Genomic DNA, 18,527 nt, shown 5'->3' with positions numbered 1-18,527 from the left:
AAGTTCCACCACATAATCCAGGCACGATTTGCTTCACTTCGAGACTGTGGTGCTGGGCCTCGCCGCCGGGCTCACCGGGCACTGCCTGCGTGTGTTTCACCCCGTATGGGCAGATTTCCGGCAGACTCGGCTAGCGCCTGAGAGGGCAGCACCTAGCGTCTTGGTGAAGAACGTCATGCTTGAAAAACGCGTTGTGGATGTCAATTCGCTCCTCGAAGATCTGAGGCTGGCCGTCGCGTACGCATCGCGCGCGGGACTTCTATACGATCGCGGGCTGGTTAATATTCTGAAGGCCGCCGAAACAACGGTACGCAACGATAAACCGCCAGACGTGGGGGCAGTGACGTTCGCCATTAACGAGATCGTAAAGATCATTGCTCCGATTACCCTCTCTGACCTCCGGTGCAGACGGAATCCCTTGGAGGAAAATAATCAGACGCGCTTGCGTAAGATGCAGTTTTATCTGTCGATATTCGTCCCGGTTATTCTGATTATTATTGTCTACTCAGCCAATATCCTGAGCAGGGAGCAGGAGGCGCTTTCCGGTTTAGCAGAAATTGCGACGATTAATCCGGAAATCAAACTAGGCGCACTCCGAAAAATGGCACAGGAGCGATCCGCCCGCCCGAATCCGGACCCGGACAGGGCCGCCTATGAGGACTATCAGAACCGCAAGGTGGAACTACGGAAGATGATTGACCGAATCAACGAAGTCAACGCTTTCGTCAGGGAGACGACTGGTGAGGGACAACTTCCAGTCTGGGAGGTCATTCGCGGTTATTTCGGCATCAGCACGGCCGGAGCCATGGTTCCAGACACGAGCACCGCAGGGAAGACTGCCGAATTATCGAGCGGACTAGTTCAATCCCCCGATATTTGCGCCCAAGACGCATCGGGACGGCTCAAGCTTTCGCCGGAGGCGGAGAATCTGCTTGAGTGGGTGCGTAGCGCCAAATCCGAGAGTCTCGAAGACGATTGCTTCCTGTTGGAGGTGGTTTACGCCAGCAGCCAAGAGCCCCCACCGCTAACCGTGGCAGTGAATGCGGCAAATGCGCTTAACTATATGTCGACGCTGAAGAACAGTGTGGCCATGCGTGCCACGTGGTTGATGCCATTCCTGTATGGGTTGCTCGGCGCAATGATATTCGTCATGAGAAACATTACGAGCGAGAGACGCCCGGCGATGGAAGTGTTTCCAATGATCGTGCGACTTTCGCTCGGGGGACTCGCTGGCATCGTAATAGGATGGTTTTCCGCCTCCGTAGGGACGGGGTCGCCGGCCGTAAGCGGCAACATTCTCTCGCTGCCGCTGGTACTCGCTTTTCTGACTGGCTATGGGATCGACGTGTTCTTTTCCCTGCTGGACCGGCTGAGTGGCTCCTTGATCGAACCGCAAAGGGATAAGGCGTCGTAGAGAGAACAACTCGCGTCCCACTGGGGCACGCGAGTTGTTCGCTGGTTAGCACGACTGATTGCTGCTCAGGTTCGATCGGTAAAAGTGGTGATGCGCTTAATTCAAGCGTTGGGGAGCGATGGTGCTTTGTCAAGTTCCGCCCAGCTCTTGGGGGCCGACAATCCCGTCGGGCACTAGCATGCTGCGCCGCTGAAATGCCCTGACTCTTGATTCCGTTTCGGCGCCAAAGGAGCCGTCCGATGCTCGGAATGTGGAAAGGAGGGGATGTATTGCGAGCCCCGGTTCCGTATGGGCCGCGAGGAGCTCGTGGGGGAACATTGGCCGTGGAGAGAGGCACGCAAATGCGCTTCGCCAACGATGCCCGCTTTGCGGTCCACTACGGTCATCGACAATGCAAGACCGGCTGACTCAAACTGGCCGGCAGCGAACCATCTCAAAAACCACCACCACCCCCAACCTCAACTCGAAACTCCGGAAATACCGCAACGGCCTGGACCGGCTGCTTGGTCATGCAGACCTCGAACAGGCGGCTGGCCAGCCATGCAGCCAGCCAGTTCTGCAGCGCCGGCAACGCCTGGGCGGCAAACCAGCCCGGCTCCACCGCTGCAAACTGGCGCACGAAGGGAAAAATCGCCAGGTCGGTGGCGCATGGGGCGGCACCGCCCAGATAGCGCTGGCGCTGCAGTCTTGCCTCCAGCAAGGTCAGCAATGCCGACACGGCTCGTGAGCGCTGGGCTTCGCGGGGTCGCGCCTCATCCGGGTAGCGTTCCGGATACTTGTAGCGATCCAGCGCATGCTTGAAATCGCCGTCGTTGCGTCGCAGCAAGTCCAGGTTCCCGGTGGATTGGGCTCGGCTCCACCAGCCGTCCTGGTCCGGGCATTCCAGTGCCCATCGCATGATGTCCCAGCTCTCTTCGAGCACGCCTGCGTCAGGCAGTTGCAGCACCGGCACCGTGCCTTTCGGGGATAGCGCCAGCAGTGCGGCCGGCTTGTCGCGCAGGACCACCTCGAAGGTCAGGAAGCGGCGGCCGGCCAGCAGCATCGCCATGCGGGCGCGCATCGCATAGGGGCAGCGGCGGTAGCTGTAGAGCAAGGGCAAGGAACTGGAACTGTCGGTGGACATATGCGTGGGGGCAGGGGGCTTCGAGTGGGGGCCCCGCCTCAGGCAAACCACCCCAGCACCAGCGCCGCCACCGCCGGCACCGTCTGCACCAGCACGATCCGCCGGTTCACCGTGATCCCGCCCCAGATGCCGGCGACGGCCACGCAGATCAGCCCGAACAGCGCGAACGCCGCATTGATGGTCGGATCCGGCGCCACCAGCCCGATCACCAGCGCCGCCACCAGGAAGCCGTTGTACAGCCCCTGGTTGGAGGCCATCGCGGCGGTCTCGGCGGCTTTCTCCGGCGTGATGCGGAACACCTTGGGCCCGCGCGTTTTCCACAGCACCATTTCGAGCACGACGATGTAGACGTGGATCAGCAGCACCAGCAGGTAAGCGATGAGGGCGAGGTTCCGGATCATGACGATTCTGGGGAAGGGCGATCCGGCAATGATAGAGGCTGCGGCACAAAAAATGGCATCCGGGGCGCCTGCAAAAGTCATCGCCCGCGGCTATGCTGTGCGCTTTCGTTGCGACTCGGAGCCAATCGCATGCAAGCAAAGCAGGGATCCATGATTTCGTTCAAGCGCCCGGACGGCCAGGAACTCCAGGGCTATCTGGCCAGGCCGGAGCAGGAGGCGGGCGCGCCCGGCGTGGTCGTCATCCAGGAGTGGTGGGGGCTGAATGACCAGATCCGCGGCGTGGCCGACCGGCTGGCCGCGGCCGGCTACGTGGCGCTGGTGCCCGACCTCTACCGCGGCAGCGCGACGGTGGAAGAGGAAGAGGCCCACCACCTGATGACCAACCTGAACTTCGGCGATGCCGCCAGCCAGGATATCCGCGGCGCGGTGCAATACCTCAAGCAGCGCTGCGAGCGCGTGGGCGTGACGGGCTACTGCATGGGCGGGGCGCTGACGCTGCTGGCGCTGGGCAACGTGCCGGAGGCCGCGGCCGGCGTGGTGTGGTACGGCTTCCCGCCGCTGGAATACATCGACGCATCGCGTATCAAGGTGCCGGTGCAGGGCCACTGGGCCACGCAGGACGGCTTCTTCAAGCTCGAGACGGTCGACGCGCTGGAGCAGAAGCTGGCCGAGGGCGGCGTGTCGGTCGAGTTCCACCGCTACCTGGCGCACCACGCCTTTGCCAACGAGACGGCCGTGGGCCCGGGCCGCATTGCCCATACGCAGTACGACCCGGTCTGGGCCCAGCAGGCATGGGACCGCGCGCTCACGTTCTTCGGCCGCACCCTGTGGCCGCGCCAGGGCTGATCTCGATCTGACGGCGTGCCGGCACGCGGTGCCGCTCAGCGCGCGAGGATGCGCCGCGCCGCCTGGTCGCCCCACCAGGCGGCTTCCTCGAAGACGGAGTAGCCCGACAGGTCGGCGTGCGCGTAGTGGATCGGGCCGGCGCTCTCGCGCAGGCGCGCGATGCCGGGGCGGGACAGGAAGCCGGGCGAGGGGATCGCCATTCCGTGCCCGCGCAGGGTCAGGTCCGCGCGGCGGATCTGGGCGCGCAGGCGGATGCCGTACACGGTGTCCAGATCGCGCATCGCGCGTTCCAGCAGGGTTTGCGGCGCGGCCTGGCTCAGCCATTCGCGCGCGGCCTTGGGCGTCATGTCGGACAGCGCCACGTAGGCGGTGAAGACGGACTGCTCCGGCGGGCCGACGCGGATGTCCTGGTGATTGGCCACCACGTAGCCGAGGCCGGTGCCGCGGTAGACCACGTTGTCCCACGCCAGCGGCGCATCGTCGTGCTCGCGCGGGAAGCCGTCGATCAGCAGGTTGGCGAGCAGCCACGGCGCGGCCTCGGGCAGTTCGGCGGCGGGCACGTCGAAGCCTTCGACGACATGCTTGGCGACATGCAGCGGCATCGCGCTGACCACGTGGTCGGCCAGCAGGCGTACCACGCGGCCGTCCGGTTCCAGCACATCGGCGAAGACGCGGGCGCCGGCTTCGCGGGTGTGGCCGATGCGGGCGGCGCTGCCGGCCAGCAGGCGTCCGGGCTCGTTCAGGCCGGCGGCGTCGGACAGGCGGTGGGCCATCCAGTCGAGCCCCTCGGGCCAGGTCAGCATGGTGCCCGGCTCGGCGTTGGCGGCGAGGCCGCCGCGGCTGGCGAAGTAGGCCAGGCCCGCCCAGGCCGAGACATGGTCGGCGGTGGCGCCGTAGTCGTCGCGGCAGCAGTAGTCGGCGTACCAGTGCAGGGTGGCGGCGCGGTAGCCTTCGCGGTGCAGCCAGTCGCGGAAGCTCAGCGCATCGAGCGCGCGCCAGGCCGGGTCGGCGGAGGCGAGCGCGGTGGGCACTGTGAAAAGGCGGCGGCCGTCGCGCCCGGCGGTCTGGCGCAGGCGGTCGACGTGGGCGAAGAAGCGGGTGTGTTCGGCACGCTCGGCTTCGGAGATGCCGTCGTGCGGCACGAAGCCGTCCTGCCAGCGGTCGCCGAGCCACAGGCGCTCGTCCGGCGCGTGGACGAGCACCCGCTCGTCGTAGGTCGGGCGCAGGCCGAACGGGTCGCGCTCGATCACGCCGAAGTCGGCCAGCATCTCGCGCACGTGCGTCGATTCCATCGACGGCAGCGGCAGGTAGTGCGCGCCGGTCGGAAAGCGCTGCGTGCCGAACGCGCCGCCGGCCGCGTTGCCGAAGCGCTCGGGCCCTTCGACCACGACCACGTCGCGCTGCCCCGCCTTGGCAAGCCGCCAGGCGCAGCTCAGGCCGCCGATGCCGCTGCCGCAGATCGCCACGCCCACGCGGCGCGTCTCGGCGGGCGCGGGCAGGGCCTTCATGTCGCGCAGGCGGTGGCCGGCGGCCTGGCCCGGCAGGCGCACGTTGGGCGTGATCTCGGTGATGGCGCGCAGGCCGGCCCACGAGGCCAGGCCCGACGCCGCCACACCGGTGACGGCCGCGCCGATCAGGAAGCTGCGTCGCGTGGTCATGGCGTACCGGCCATCAGCGCAGCACGCCGTGCCAGTCTTCTTCGAAATACCGCACCAGCGACTGGTTGTTCAGCCGGTTGGGCTCGACCTGCGGACGCGGCATGTCGGGCGCGAAGCTGAACATCTGGTGCGTGGTGTCGGCATCGAGGAAGCGGGTGGGCACGCGGTAGGTTGTCGGCGGGCGGAAGTCGGCGCGGCCGGGCGCCGCCAGGATGAAGCCCCATTCGCCGAACGACGGCACCAGCGCGTGGTAGGGCCAGGTGCGGTAGCCGGCCTCCTTGAGCGTCGCGTCCACGCACCAGTATGAGCGCGGCGCAAAGTATGGCGAGGTGGCCTGGATCACCACCAGCCCCGTGTCCGCCACGTGGCGCGACAGCAGCCGGTAGAACGGTACCGAATACAGCTTGCCGATGCTGAAGTTGGACGGATCGGGGAAATCCACGATCGCCACGTCGAACATGTCGGCCGCGGTCTGCAGCCACTGCCCCGCATCGGCGTTGACCACGGTGACGCGCGGGTCGCTGAAGGCATGCTGGTTGAGCGCGACCAGCGCCTCCGCGTGCGAGAACAGGCTGGTCATGCGCGGGTCCAGGTCGACCAGCGTGACGTGCTCGACTTGCGGATACTTCAGGATCTGCCGCAGCGCCAGGCCGTCGCCGCCGCCCAGCACCAGCACCCGCCGCGCGCCGCGCACGGATTCGAGCGCCGGCAGCACCAGCGCCTCGTGGTAGCGGTACTCGTCGCGCGAGGAGAACTGCAGGTTGCCGTTGATGTAGAGGCGCAGGTCGTCTTTCCAGCGCGTTACCACCAGGCGCTGGTAGGGCGACGAGATGGCGTGGATGATCTCATCGCCGAACAGCGCCCGCTCCGACCAGTGCGTCAGCCGGTCCGACGCGGCGAAGCCGGCCAGCAGCGCCGCGCCGACCATTCCGGCGCGCCACGCCATCGCGCCGCGCAGGCGGGCCGACAGCCCCAGCTCGGCGCGGAAATGCCACAGCGTCCAGACCGCGATTGCCGTGTTGCACAGGCCGAACAGGAAGCCGGTGCGCACCAGCCCCAGGCGCGGCGCCAGCACCAGCGGAAACAGCAGCGAGACGGCCAGCGCGCCCAGGTAGTCGAAGGTCAGCACGCGGCTGACCAGGTCGGAGAACTTGGCCTGGCGGCGATGCAGCATCCGCATCACCAGCGGGATCTCCATGCCGACCAGCACGCCGATCACCGTCACCAGCGCGTACAGCACCAGCCGGAACGGCGCCGACTCCAGCGCGAACAGCAGGAACAGCGCCGCCGCCGACACGCCGCCGAACAGGCCGACCAGCAGCTCCAGGTCGACAAAGCGCGCCAGCAGCGCGTCGTCCGCCACGTAGCGCGAGACCCACGAGCCGATCCCCATCGCGAACAGGTAGGCGCCGATGATCGACGAGAACTGCAGGATGGAGTCGCCCAGCAGGTACGACGCCAGTGCCCCGGCGATCAGCTCGTAGGCCAGCCCGCACGAGGCGACCACGAAGACCGCCAGCACTAGCAGGGCGTTGCCGCGGTTCAGGGGCTGCGAGGAGGTGTCGGTGGCGTCGGGCTGCGGCGTCGGCATGCGGGAGCGGAAAGGGACGGTGAACGCTCGCTCGCGGATGCGAACGCGCGGATCGGGCGAGCGCGATTGTGCCGATTTTTTCCGAAACGGGCGACCCCGTCCGGTGCTGCCCCGGCCGCCGGGTTGGCGCCTAGGCCGCCGCGCTGGCACCGGTCAGCGCGCGCACGCGGCCCTCGTCGGCCGCCAGCTCGCGGGCGCTGCCGGCATAGACGATGCCGCCGTCGTCCAGCACATAGGCGTGGTCGGCGATCTCCAGGCTCATGCGCGCGTTCTGCTCGACCAGCAGGACGGTGATCCCCTCGTCGCGCATGCGCGACACCACGCGGAACACTTCCCGCACCACCAGCGGCGCGAGCCCCTGCGACGGCTCGTCGAGCATCAGCAGCCGCGGGTTGAGCAGCAGGGCCCGGCCCAGCGACAGCATTTCCTGCTCGCCGCCCGACAGCTGGCGGCCGCGGCTGAGCCGGCGCTCGGCCAGGCGCGGGAAGAGCTCGTAGATGCGCGCGATCGTCCACGGGCCGCTGCGTTCGCGCGGCACCTTGAGGTTCTCTTCCACCGTGAGGTTGGCGAAGATGCGGCGGCCCTCGGGCACGTAGCCGACGCCGCTGGCCGCGATCCGGTAGGTCGGCCAGCGCGTGGTGTCGGCGCCGAACAGGGTCACCCGGCCCCGGCGCGCGGGCGTGAGGCCCATCAGCGTGCGCAGCGTGGTGGTCTTGCCCGCGCCGTTGCGGCCGAGCAGGACGGTGATGCGGCCCGGCTCCGCCTGCAGGCTGACGCCGTGCAGGATGTGGCTCTTGCCGTAGTAGGTGTGCAGCCCTTCGGCGATCAGCGCAGCGCTCATGCGGCGCTCCCCAGGTAGGCCGCCTGGACGGCCTCGTCGGCGGCGATCGCCTCGGGCGTGCCCTCGGCCAGCAGGCGCCCCTGGTCGAGCACGGTGATGCGGTCGGCCAGGTCGAACACGACGCGCATGTCGTGCTCGATCAGCACGATGGTGAACCGGTTGTCGCGATGCAGGCGCCGGATCAGCTGCATGGTCTCGTCGGTTTCCTGGTCGCCCATGCCGGCGGTCGGCTCGTCGAGCAGCAGCAGGCGGGGGCGCAGCGCCAGGGCGATGGCGATCTCGGCGGCGCGCTGGTCGCCGTGGGACAGCTCGCCGACCAGCCGGTCCGCTTTGTCGCGCAGGCCGGTCAGCTCGAGCGTGTCCTCGACCCGCCGGCGGACCTTGGCCCGTGTGGCCCGGCTGATCCACGGGCGCAGGCGCAGGCCGTCCGTCACTTCCGCGCCGATGCGCACGTTCTCGAACACCGTCAGCTCCGGAAAGATCTCGGTGATCTGGAACGTGCGCGCAATGCCCGCCGCCACGCGCCGGTGCGCGGGCTGCGCCGTGATGTCGCGGCCTTCGAAGACGATGGTGCCCGCGCTCGGCCGGAAGAAGCCGCTGATGAGGTTGAAGAAGGTGGTCTTGCCCGCGCCGTTCGGGCCGATGACCGCGCGCAGCTCGCCCGCCTCCACCGACAGCGAGACATCCCGCACCGCGGCCAGGCTGCCGAAGTGCTTGCCGAGGCGGCTGACCTCGAGCACGCTCATGTCCGCCCCCTGCGCCGCAGCACGCCGAGCAGGCCGCGCGGAAAGAACAGCACGATCGCCACGAACAGCATGCCGACGAACGACATCCAGTTGACGGTGAGGCTCGACAGGTAGTCCTGCAGCACCACGAACACCACCGCGCCGAGCAGCGGGCCCCAGAAACTGCGCATGCCGCCCATCACCGCCATCATCACGAAGTCGCCCGACTGGCTGTAGTGCAGGCCGCGCGGGTCGGCAAAGTTGTTCAGCAGGGCGTAGAGCGCGCCGGCGAAGCCCATGAAGAAGCACGACAGCGTGAAGGCGATCCAGATGTGGCGGTTCACCGGAATGCCGAGAAAGCGCGCGCGCCGCTCGTTCTCGCGGATGGCGATCAGCGTGTGTCCGAAGGGGGAGCGCAGGATGAAGGCCATCAGGCCTGTCGCCAGTGCCAGGCACGCGAGCACGAAGTAGTAGAACGCATCGGCGTTCGACAGGATGTCGAGGGTGGTGAAGCCGAGGTCGAGCGGCATGCGCGAGAACCCGCGCAGGCCGTCGTCGCCGCCGGTGAGCGCGCTCCACTGGAACGCGATGTAGTAGAAGACCTGGCCGAAGGCGATGGTGACCATGGCGAAGTACACCCCGCGCCGCCGCACGCTGAGCGCCCCCAGCAGCGCGCCCGCGATGCCCCCCAGCAGCGTGCCGCACACCAGCGCCAGCGGCGTGCTGGGCGCGAGGAACTTGAGCGCGAAGCCGGCGCCGTAGGCCCCCAGCCCGAAATACGCCGCATGGCCGAACGACAGCACGCCGGTGAAGCCCAGCAGGAAGTTCACCGACATGGCCGCCAGCCCCAGCACCAGCACGCGCGTGCCCAGCGCCGTGTAGCCGCCCAGCAGCGGCATCCAGTACGGCGCGAGCAGCAGCGCCGCCCAGATCGCGAACGGGCCCGCCAGCCGGCGCGGCCACGAGGGCGGGCCCGGGGCGGTCATGTCAGCATGCCCTCTTCGCCGAGCAGGCCGCGCGGGCGCAGCAGCAGCACCAGCGCCATCATCACGTAGATGACCGCCTCGCTCGCCGCCGGCAGGAACACCGCCGTGATGCCCGACGCCACCCCGATCAGCAGCCCGCCCAGCAGCGTGCCGGTCAGGCTGCCCACGCCGCCGACGATGATGGCGATGAAGCTCGGCATCAGCAGCCCGGTGCCCATGGTCGGCTCCAGCCCCAGTTGGCCGGCGGCGAGCACACCGCTCAGGCCCGCCAGGAAGATGCCGACCGCAAAGTTCAGCGCGCGCAGCCGGCCCACGTTGATGCCCAGCGCCGCCACCGTCTCCAGGTCCAGCGTGCCGGCGCGGATGCGGATACCCAGCCGCGTGTGGCGCAGCAGCAGAAACAGCAGCGCCACCGTCACCGCCACCGTGCCGACCATGAACAGCCGGTAGCCGGTGATGAAGAAGAACGCGCTGCTGAGCGGCTGCGACAGGGCGGCCGGGATGGTCACCGGCTTGCCTTGCGCGCCCCAGATGAAGCGGGTCCCGTCTTCGAAGATGAAGGCCAGCCCGAAGGTCAGCAGCAGGCTGTAGAGCGGGTCACGCCCGTAGACGCGGCGGATCAGCAGGCGCTCGAGCGCCAGCCCGATCGCGGCGGTGAGCGGCGGCGCCAGCAGCAGCGCGCCCCAGAAGCCGACATAGGGCGTGATCGTGTAGGCGATGTAGCCGCCGATGACCAGAAAGCCGCCGTGGGCGAAGTTGATCACGTTGCTCAGGTTCAGGATCAGCGACAGCCCGAGCGCCATCAGCACGTAGAACGCGCCGATGATCAGCCCGTTGGTGATGTTGAACAGCAGCAGTTGCGTCATCGCCCGTCGCCCGCATTCCGGCGTGCCGCGCGTGCGTGACCGGCCCGCTCAGGCCGGCCACTTGATGGTGCAGCCGGTCGCGCTTTCGGGCGGCGCGGTCTGGTCGCCCGCGACCACGTGGTCGACGCGGAACAGGTCTTCCGGGTCCCCCGCCGGCCTGGACAGCGCTTCGCCCACGAAGGACGACGTCATCAGTTGGTGATCTCCCTTGCGGTAGTAGCACTTGTTGGGCTGCAGCTTGACGTCGTCGGCCAGCGCGAAGCCGCCCAGCGCTTCGGCGAGCTTTCTCGAATCGAGGGTCTTCTCGCGGTTGGCGACCGCGGCCAGGGTGTGCACCGAGGTGAAGCCGAACCAGTGGCGCGCGGTGGGCACCTTGCCGTTATTGACCTTGCGGATGTCGGCGACGAACTGCTCGACGCCCGGCACGCCCGGCTGCTTCCAGTACCACTCGAACATCCAGATGCCGACGCGCGCCTCCGGCGGCATCGCCTCGAGCGATTCGAGCTCCTGCTGCAGCCCGGCGATATGCATCTGCTTGCCGATGCCGAACTGGGCGATCTGCTTGAGGCAGTTGACCATGTCCGAGCCCTGCGGCAGCACCAGCAGCACGTCCGGATTGGCCGCGCGCGCCTTGATGAGGTAGGCGGAGAAGTCGGTGGTGCCCAGCGGCGTCAGCTCGTTGCCGGTGATGGTGCCGCCGAGCTTCTGCAGGTCGGCCGCCGCGGCTTTCTGTAGGGTGTGGCCGAAGGCGTAGTCCGGCGTGATGAAGTGCCACTTCTTGCCGTACTTGGAGAACAGCAGGTTGGCCACCGCGTTGGCTTCCATGCTGGTGGTGTTGCAGACGCGGTAGACGTTCCACTTGCAGTCGCTGCCGGTGATGGTGTCGGTGTGGCCGCCCGAGACGATGTGCAGCACCTTCTTCTCGTTGCTGACCTGCGCGATGGCCTGCGCGATGCCGGAGTTCACATCGCCGATCAGGAAGCTCACCTGGTCTCGCTCGATCAGCTTGCGCGCCTTTTGGACGCCGGTGCCGACGTCGTTGGCCGAGTCTTCCACCAGCAGCTCGATCGGCCGGCCGAGGATGCCGCCCCGGGCGTTGATCTGCGCCACGGCGAGCCTGGCGCCCGTGACTTCGTTCTGCGCGACGGCCGCGTAGACGCCGGTCATCGGGTCGACCATGCCGATGCGCAGAGGCGCTTCGCCGCGCGCTTGGCGGATGAACGCAGGCGCCAGCTGCACCGCGGCGGCGGCGAGTGCGCTCTTGAGTACAGTGCGGCGATCAACGTGGATGCAATCCGGTGTTGTCATGGTGGCCCCCTGGCTATGCTGTTGAGCCGATCAATCGCCTGATCCCGGGCCGTGGCGCGGGTGTCTCCTGCAGACAACTCTAGGTGTGCCCGCCGAGCTGCACAAGGGTGCGCGATGCGCGAAAACGGCCGATGGGCAAGGGGTTCTACGGAATGCCGGTGGCAGGCGCGGGCAGGCGGCGGCGCCTATGGGGCAGGGGCCATCCATGCCCAGGCATTGAGAAGCTCCAACAAATTGAGCGGATGGGGCTGTTAGTTCGCGCCTTGCTCCGTTAGCCTCTTTGCTGTTTTCTTGGCGAAGAGGACATGGCCAAACCGATAGTCGGTGACGGCCTGTATGTGGGTTTTGATCGAATCTTTGTTGTCGGCGCCTATGCAACGTCGGCCCCTAAACCCAGGGCGCAAGCCATTGGACAATCGCGCCGTGTTGACCGGCATCCTGTTCGTGCTGCAGTCCGGAATTCCCTGGGAGGCGCTGCCGCAGGAAATGGGCTGCGGCTCGGGCATGAGCTGCTGGCGCCGTCTGCCCGACCGGCAAGCGGCCGGTGTCTGGGACCGATTGCACGAAGTTTTGCTAGCGAAGCTGCGTGCGGCAGACCGCATCGACTGGTCACGCGTCGTCGTCGGTTCTTCCTCCAATTCGCGCTGCGGGATCAGGTCAAAAGCAGGACCCAATTCCACCGATCGCGCTCGACCCGGCTCAAAACACCACCTCGTTTGTGGGCGCTACTGAGCGTCAGCACCGCCCGCAATAACAGTATGGGCCTCTGGAGCTAGCCCGCTCATGCTAGGCGAGTCCGGAACTCATTGCCCGATCGCGTATCGTTGGGGAACGCAAGGCCAATCCATTGGTCGTGAGAGTTGTTCATGGCGGTTCCGGTTCGAGTTGGGTGCCACAATCCAGCACATGCTCTCCATATCAAGCTCGTGCCAGACCATCCACCGCCACCACGCTACTCCTTCGCGACATCATTCGGCTTGCCGTTGGGGACTCTGATTTTGTATCTTGGAAGTCCCTGTGACAGCACATAGCCTTTCCCGATATCTAGGTTGCCTGTCACCATAACGTCCTGGACGCAAGAGCGCTTAAGGTGCGGGATGAAGACACCTTTACACGCACGCTCCGCACCATCTTGGTTTACTCCGATCAAAGGGACAGTGAACGGAAGTTCGCATATGCCGTCCTCCGGAGGCCACGTCTTCATCGTATAGGTCTTCGTCGACGTATGAGGGGCGTAGTCGAACAAAGTGGTTGAGTCGCTGACACGCCAGGAATCCGCGAACTTCACATAGAGCGCTTTGAAGCGATCCGTGAGAGAAGTCGGCATTGGGCCCATGGATGTACCGTCTGACAGGGCTGGTAGCCAGCCGCCTTCACGAGGGATTTCACCGACGATGCCCATCGACCTGTTCGGTGGCGTGAGGTCAAAGTCCAAATACCACACACCTCTTTCCTTCCACCAATGAGGCGTGATCCGCACCAATGACTGATCGCGAAAATCGACCCGTACCTCACCGGTAGCGGCGTCACGGAAGATCTTCGTGCCATCGTTCAGTGTCAATCCGCCAGCCCCAACTCGCACCAACTGCCCATCAACTCGAAGCTGCATGCCCGAGGGATCAGGTTGGCCTGAGAGATTGGGCTGATAGGTAACGCGTTGCCTGCCAGCGCGAATGGCCGCAGCTGTGTTGAGGCTCACACAACTGGACAGGCCTGTGTGCGGATCCGGTGGAAGCGGCGCAACGGTGGCCAGCGGCGTCATTCTAGTTTGCACCTCGAAGCCGTTGTCACTGTGCTTTAAGAGAACAAACTCGCCCGCCCCCTGAAGGTCATAGTGGACCCCGTTCGTCGTTGTGATATGTGGATCGCCGTGGACAGCTGGGCCCTGCACCGAATAGTTCCCGGGTCCCATGAGAGCTGTTTTGATGCTGATATACCAATTGCCTAATGGGAGGTTTGCTGTACCTCCCAAATCTCCATTCGACGTAGAGAGCTGCGTGTCGGCCATGTTCGCGCCGCCTTGCGATACCCAAAATCGCTGGGGAGTACCGGTGTACGTTGCCGACCAGCCAAACGAAGAGCCGGTTAGCCTGAAAAAGCCGAGGGTAGGGTATGGTCCTCCTTGGACTGTGCAGGGCCCGCCGGTGCAGTCCTTGCTGACCCATACTGTATCGGCGGCTGCGCCTATGGATTTTGTGAGGCAAGCGGCGACGAGTGCTGACCACAGAAGATTGCGATTTGGCTTGATCATCATTTTGCTCCGTTCTTTCATATTTATTGCGTTATGTGATAGCGGAAATTTTCTGAAATCATTGCTTAAACAAACTTCCCGCAAAAGAGGCTGGAGCTGAAACGCGCTTGCCGCATATGAGCGCATGTTAGATGATCGCGGAAAACCTAAATGTGAAGATAATTCATATCTGCCTTAAATTTCTTATAAATGTTTCATTTTTGATAAATAAAATATTTTTATGGGTGTTGATTCAAGAATGCGACGATCAAGTTTTTGCGGCGCAATCCAAATCCACGAGATTATTGATTCAGTCACTCGTATAAATCGAGTCAAGCCGCTTTCCTGGAAGCGCTGCGCCTCCTGGAAAGGCGAGCGGCGCTTTGCATGGGATTGCTGACGCATCAGCATATCGGGTGGCTGCAAAGGCATTGCCCCATCATCACGATCACGCGCTGTTGCGGCCGAGCTCTGCAAGCAATCGATTGCATTTGACTCCGGCACATTTTCAGATGTTTCAGTTTTGCAGCGTTTCGTTTTCACCATTTTGGCGAGATTGAGAATATTCACGGTAGCCTCTCGGCGCAGCTCGCGTCGGGCAATGGTGTCCGTGGCAATTGAACGGTCTGCCTGGATCGGGCCGGCCGCCCGCAAATTTCCCGTAGGCGTTTGGTTTGGAATACTGAGTCGGAGCGAACGCATACGTAAACCACCGACACCAAAACAAGCGGAGGGTAAGTGAAGAACACAACAACGTCCCTCAGGCAGCCAACCGCTTCGTCCCTGCTTTGGCGTCCATTAAGAGTCGCTTATGTGGACGCCTCCCGGATTGCAAGCTGTTTGGCATGTTGGTCGGCAGGTAAAGGCAGCACGCTTATGTCCGGCCCGTTGATGCAGGCCGTTTGGCCTGCTGGCCCATATGGATTTCGCTGACGAGGGTCTCATCTAACAATCGAACACGAAGGTTCATTTTTCTTACCAGACTTTCCTCGTCCCGGTCCAACCTGTTAGCCATTATGCGTAGTTGCTTGCGCTCCTTGGTGAAGAGGAACCGATGTACTCGAACCCAGCAATGTCGGCTTGTTTAGGCCGCACCATGGTACGGAGTACCTCGAGATAGAACCGCCCAGATCGTGCGGGCGAGCTTGTTTGCCAGTGCGGCAACCACCACGTTAAAGGGACGTCGAGCAAGCAGGCCGTCGAGCCACGGGGATCGCGTACCACGAGTAATAACTGATCGCGCACCGTGCATCAGTAGTGTTCGCAAATAGGTATCGCCGCGCTTGCTCAGTCCAAGTTGTCGAACTTTGCCGCCCGTTCCGACTTGTTTTGGCACCAGCCCGAGCCAGGCAGCAAATTCGCGGCCGGAGCGGAAGGTATGGGGGTCGCCGATGGTGGCGACGGCGGCGGTTGCAGTCAGCAAGCCAATACCAGGGATTTCAGCGATCCTTTGGCATTGCTGACTGTCGCGAAGTGCGAGCTTGAGCCGATGCTCAAGTAGGTTGATGTCTTTGTCCGTAGCCTGCACGCGAGCCCACTGCTCGCGCAGGCTGTCGATCAGCATGGCCGGCAAGCGATCCGAGACCTTGGCAAGGGCCGCAGGAATCTCCTTTGAGAGGGCCTGATAGCCTTCCGGCAACGCTTCGCCGAACTCGTGGAGCAAGCCACGCAGCGCGTTGGTCTGCATGATCCGGAACTTCATCAGTTGGGCGCGCAGGCGGTGCAGGGCGAGGATGGTTTGTTGCGCCTCGCTCTTGACCGCAACAAGGCGTGCCTCGGGTTGTTGCACTGCTGTCCAGATGGCACGCGCGTCGGCAGCGTCGCTCTTGTTGCGCAACACGAAGGGGCGTACGGACCGAGGGCAGATCAGCTTGACGTCATGTCCGAGCTGCAACAACTCTCGGGCCCAGTGATGCGCGCCACCGCAAGCTTCCATCGCCACCAACGAACGCTCCCGCTTCGCAAAAAACTCCAGAAGCTGGCTGCGCCTGAGCTTGATGCGCTCGATTTCGCCGGTGCTAGGGTTGACCGCGTGCAATTGAAAGACATGCTTGGCAATGTCCATGCCGATTACAGTAAGCTTCATTTTGGGTCCTCCCGCTCGGGTGGTTACTTGACATCTCCACTCTGGCACAGCGTTGCCGTCGCGGCGAGGATCCCTCGGATTCCGACTCTCATGGTCGGGCCTGCTCGTTGCCGGGGGGAGGCGTCCATACCATCTAACAAAACCAAGTCATCGAACGCAGGTGGTTGAGCGTTGTTGTTGGCATGGCACGAAAGAAGATCAGCAATGAACTGTGGAAGGCATTGCAACCGCTGCTGCCGGTTGTGGAGCCTTCGACCAAAGGCGGTCGTCCGCGCGTGGATGATCGGGCGGCGCTCAACGGCATCCTGTTTGTTCTGCATACCGGTATCCCGTGGGAAGACCTGCCTAAAGAACTGGGCTTTGGCAGCGGCATGACGTGCTGGCGTCGCCTGCGGGAGTGGCAGGCCAACGGCGTTTGGGAGCGGCTGCATTTGGCTCTGCTCAAGCGCCTACGCGAACACGACCAGATTGACTGGAGCCGAGCCAGTGTCGACGGTGCAACGGTGGCCAGCCCCCGGGGGGCGAGCAGACGGGGCCGAATCCAACGGATCGCGGCAAGCTCGGTAGCAAGCGCCATCTCGTCGTAGATCGGCGCGGCGTGCCGTTGGCGCTGATGGTCACCGGTGCCAATCGTCACGACTCGGTGGTGTTCGAGGTGCTCGTTGACGCCATCCCGAGCGTGCCCGGACTCGATGGCCGCCCGCGATGCCGCCCCGACAAGCTTCACGCGGATAAGGGATACGACTTCGCGCGATGCCGCCGGCATCTGCGCAAGCGGGGCATGACTCCCCGGATCGCTCGCCGTGGCATCGAGAAGAACGACCGGCTCGGCAAGCATCGCTGGGTGGTCGAACGCACCCATGCCTGGCTTGCTGGATTCGGCAAGTTGCGCATTCGTTTCGAGCGTTCTCTTCAGACTCACCTCGCTTTGCTCACCCTGGCTTGCGCCGTCATCTGCGGACGATTTGTTGATCGGTTTTGTTAGCGACTCTAAGGGGTGGGTGCGGCGCGAGCACAGTAGAGTGGGCTTGTTAGTCCTGGGGCAACGGCCGACTGTCGCCGCTCCAAGTCCTGCAACGCCTTCAGTTGTTCGGTGTTGGCCCGAAAGGCTTCAGCTTTGCGCTCGTGTTCGGTCTCAGCATAAGAGAGGACAACTCCACTGAGGTGGAGTTGCCCCTGCATCTCAGGACACTCGGACATCGTTAAGTTAAGGATGCCGCAGTCCTCCTGAACTCCCGTGGCGAGCGGTATTTCAGGGCGCTGTGCGGGTGGCGCTCATTGTAGTGTTCAAAGGCGATTGCCAGACGCGAGAGCGCCGTTGGCGCGTCAGGCTTGTCCATATAGGCGACGTAATCGTGCTTCATCGTTTTCACGAACGACTCGGCCATACCGTTGCTTTGCGGGGAGCGAACCGGCGTCGTCAGTGGCTCAAGGCCGAGCTCGCGAGCGAAGCTGCGCGTGCGATGGTCGGTATAGGCCGAGCCGTTGTCCGTCAGCCATTCAATGCGCTGCTCGGCCTGCGTGGTGCCGAATCGCTGTTCAACGGCCGCTAGCATCACGTCGCGCACAACATCGCCGCTATGCCCTCCAGTCGTTGCCGCCCAACTGATGGCTTCGCGGTCGCAACAGTCCAGCGCAAACGTCACGCGCAGTGGCGTGCCATCGTCGCACCGGAACTCGAAGCCGTCCGAACACCACCGCCGATTGCTCCGGTCCACGGCGACGCGGCCGTCATGCCGACGTCGGTCACGACGTGCGCCGGGACGGCGCAGTAGCAGTTGATGGTCGCGCATGACCCGATAGATACGTTTGTGGTTGATGCACGGCGCACCCGTCAGTTCGCGGCTGCGCCGCAGCAGTGCCCAGATGCGCCGGTAGCCGTAGGTCGGCAGGCCCACCACGTGAGCCTGGATTTCCTCGACCAGCTCGACATCGTTGGTCGAGCGAGCACAGCGACCATCTTGCCAATCGGTCGAGCGCCTCTGTTTGACCGCCACTGCAGAGCGCGCCACGCCGAGAACATCGCAGACCGTCTTCATCGGTCGTCCTCCGGCAGCAAGGGCGAGCGCGCAACCAAGTTTTTTGAGCGTCCCCACTCCACGGCTTCTTTCAGGATTTCGACTTCCAGTGTCTTCTTCCCGAGCAACCGCTGCAGTTCCCTGATTTCCTTGACGGCGGCGGCCAGCTCAGATGCGGGCACGACCGATTCGCCTGCCTTGACCGCTGTTAGGCTGCCTTCTTGATATTGCTTGCGCCAACCGAAGACCTGGTTGGCGTTCACGCCATGCCGGCGGGCGACCGCTGATACCGAAGCTCCCGGCACCAGTGTTTCTTGCACGATGGCGACTTTCTCATGTGCCGTGCGTCGGCGGCGACGTTCCGGCTCGGTCAGAATCTCGATGGGTTCCACGTAATGACTAGGCTTACTGATAGTCACAAGACTACTCGCTAT

General features: G+C 64.4%; 17 protein-coding genes and 1 pseudogene. 4 read left to right on the top strand and 14 right to left on the bottom strand.

Annotated elements, in window-relative coordinates:
• Positions 1 to 175: 175 nt before the first annotated feature.
• On the top strand, positions 176 to 1,414 hold the full coding sequence (locus GO999_RS20615; RefSeq protein WP_249215076.1) for a hypothetical protein: 1,239 nt from the start codon (positions 176 to 178) through the stop codon (positions 1,412 to 1,414).
• A gap of 129 nt (positions 1,415 to 1,543) precedes the next feature.
• Here the strand turns inward: GO999_RS20615 and GO999_RS20610 are convergent, their stop codons facing one another.
• The 3 genes from GO999_RS20610 to GO999_RS20600 form a co-directional block, all read right to left on the bottom strand.
• Positions 1,544 to 1,732 (bottom strand): peptidoglycan-binding domain-containing protein, encoded by a 189-nt coding sequence (locus tag GO999_RS20610; protein WP_081357767.1) that lies wholly within the window; start codon positions 1,730 to 1,732, stop codon positions 1,544 to 1,546.
• A gap of 115 nt (positions 1,733 to 1,847) precedes the next feature.
• Positions 1,848 to 2,537 carry a glutathione S-transferase gene (locus GO999_RS20605; protein ID WP_211906799.1) on the bottom strand — a complete coding sequence of 230 codons (690 nt, stop codon included), beginning with the start codon at positions 2,535 to 2,537 and terminating at the stop codon, positions 1,848 to 1,850.
• 38 nt (positions 2,538 to 2,575) lie between these two features.
• Entirely contained in the window at positions 2,576 to 2,938 is a 363-nt protein-coding gene (locus tag GO999_RS20600) for a DUF1304 domain-containing protein (RefSeq protein WP_014631877.1), read from the bottom strand.
• 129 nt (positions 2,939 to 3,067) lie between these two features.
• On the opposite strand from GO999_RS20600, the gene GO999_RS20595 reads away from it, so the two are divergent.
• Positions 3,068 to 3,784, top strand: coding sequence for a dienelactone hydrolase family protein (locus tag GO999_RS20595; RefSeq protein ID WP_011004587.1), 717 nt, complete (start codon positions 3,068 to 3,070; stop codon positions 3,782 to 3,784).
• A gap of 35 nt (positions 3,785 to 3,819) precedes the next feature.
• On the opposite strand, the gene GO999_RS20590 is transcribed toward GO999_RS20595, so the two are convergent.
• The 7 genes from GO999_RS20590 to GO999_RS20560 form a co-directional block, all read right to left on the bottom strand.
• Positions 3,820 to 5,442: an NAD(P)-binding protein gene (locus tag GO999_RS20590; RefSeq protein WP_211906798.1), complete on the bottom strand. Its 1,623-nt coding sequence runs from the start codon at positions 5,440 to 5,442 to the stop codon at positions 3,820 to 3,822.
• Between the two features lie 13 nt (positions 5,443 to 5,455).
• Positions 5,456 to 7,033 (bottom strand): polyamine aminopropyltransferase, encoded by a 1,578-nt coding sequence (locus tag GO999_RS20585; protein WP_016726292.1) that lies wholly within the window; start codon positions 7,031 to 7,033, stop codon positions 5,456 to 5,458.
• Positions 7,034 to 7,163: 130 nt separating this feature from the next.
• Complete coding sequence (locus GO999_RS20580; protein WP_020830396.1) at positions 7,164 to 7,874, bottom strand: ABC transporter ATP-binding protein; 711 nt, start codon at positions 7,872 to 7,874, stop codon at positions 7,164 to 7,166.
• Positions 7,871 to 8,620 (bottom strand): ABC transporter ATP-binding protein, encoded by a 750-nt coding sequence (locus GO999_RS20575; RefSeq protein ID WP_028861886.1) that lies wholly within the window; start codon positions 8,618 to 8,620, stop codon positions 7,871 to 7,873. Before GO999_RS20575 ends, GO999_RS20580 begins: the two co-directional genes overlap by 4 nt.
• Positions 8,617 to 9,585 carry a branched-chain amino acid ABC transporter permease gene (locus GO999_RS20570; RefSeq protein ID WP_019719997.1) on the bottom strand — a complete coding sequence of 323 codons (969 nt, stop codon included), beginning with the start codon at positions 9,583 to 9,585 and terminating at the stop codon, positions 8,617 to 8,619. Before GO999_RS20570 ends, GO999_RS20575 begins: the two co-directional genes overlap by 4 nt.
• Positions 9,582 to 10,451 (bottom strand): branched-chain amino acid ABC transporter permease, encoded by an 870-nt coding sequence (locus GO999_RS20565; RefSeq protein WP_014631870.1) that lies wholly within the window; start codon positions 10,449 to 10,451, stop codon positions 9,582 to 9,584. The genes GO999_RS20570 and GO999_RS20565 overlap by 4 nt, the downstream gene beginning before the upstream one ends.
• 48 nt (positions 10,452 to 10,499) lie before the next feature.
• A complete protein-coding gene (locus GO999_RS20560) occupies positions 10,500 to 11,759 on the bottom strand; it encodes an ABC transporter substrate-binding protein (protein ID WP_028854557.1) in 1,260 nt (419 codons plus the stop codon).
• Between the two features lie 305 nt (positions 11,760 to 12,064).
• Between GO999_RS20560 and GO999_RS20555 the strand changes: the two are divergent.
• A pseudogene (locus tag GO999_RS20555) lies at positions 12,065 to 12,476 on the top strand (transposase); the annotation flags it as partial.
• A gap of 235 nt (positions 12,477 to 12,711) precedes the next feature.
• Here the strand turns inward: GO999_RS20555 and GO999_RS20550 are convergent.
• The 3 genes from GO999_RS20550 to GO999_RS20540 form a co-directional block, all read right to left on the bottom strand.
• On the bottom strand, positions 12,712 to 13,767 hold the full coding sequence (locus tag GO999_RS20550; protein ID WP_249215075.1) for a hypothetical protein: 1,056 nt from the start codon (positions 13,765 to 13,767) through the stop codon (positions 12,712 to 12,714).
• A gap of 426 nt (positions 13,768 to 14,193) precedes the next feature.
• Complete coding sequence (locus GO999_RS20545; RefSeq protein ID WP_127592251.1) at positions 14,194 to 14,691, bottom strand: hypothetical protein; 498 nt, start codon at positions 14,689 to 14,691, stop codon at positions 14,194 to 14,196.
• 382 nt (positions 14,692 to 15,073) lie between these two features.
• Entirely contained in the window at positions 15,074 to 16,075 is a 1,002-nt protein-coding gene (locus GO999_RS20540; protein ID WP_020829879.1) for an IS110 family RNA-guided transposase, read from the bottom strand.
• A gap of 182 nt (positions 16,076 to 16,257) precedes the next feature.
• Between GO999_RS20540 and GO999_RS20535 the strand changes: the two genes are divergently transcribed.
• Positions 16,258 to 17,060 (top strand): IS5-like element IS1421 family transposase gene (locus GO999_RS20535; RefSeq protein WP_354542400.1). Its coding sequence is split into 2 segments (ribosomal slippage): positions 16,258 to 16,602 and positions 16,605 to 17,060, totalling 801 coding nucleotides; the frame shifts between segments, so codons are not numbered across the junction.
• 217 nt (positions 17,061 to 17,277) lie between these two features.
• Here GO999_RS20535 and GO999_RS20530 read toward each other — a convergent pair.
• A protein-coding gene (locus tag GO999_RS20530; RefSeq protein WP_211906792.1) for an IS3 family transposase occupies positions 17,278 to 18,476 on the bottom strand; the annotation gives its coding sequence in 2 pieces (ribosomal slippage) (positions 17,278 to 18,161 and positions 18,161 to 18,476; 1,200 coding nt in all).
• Between the last annotated feature and the right edge of the window lie 51 nt (positions 18,477 to 18,527).

The sequence above is a fragment of the Ralstonia nicotianae genome (assembly GCF_018243235.1).
GTDB lineage: Bacteria > Pseudomonadota > Gammaproteobacteria > Burkholderiales > Burkholderiaceae > Ralstonia > Ralstonia nicotianae.
The sequence above is the reverse complement of the archived record's forward strand: the minus strand, read 5'-3'. Positions and strand labels throughout refer to the sequence as shown.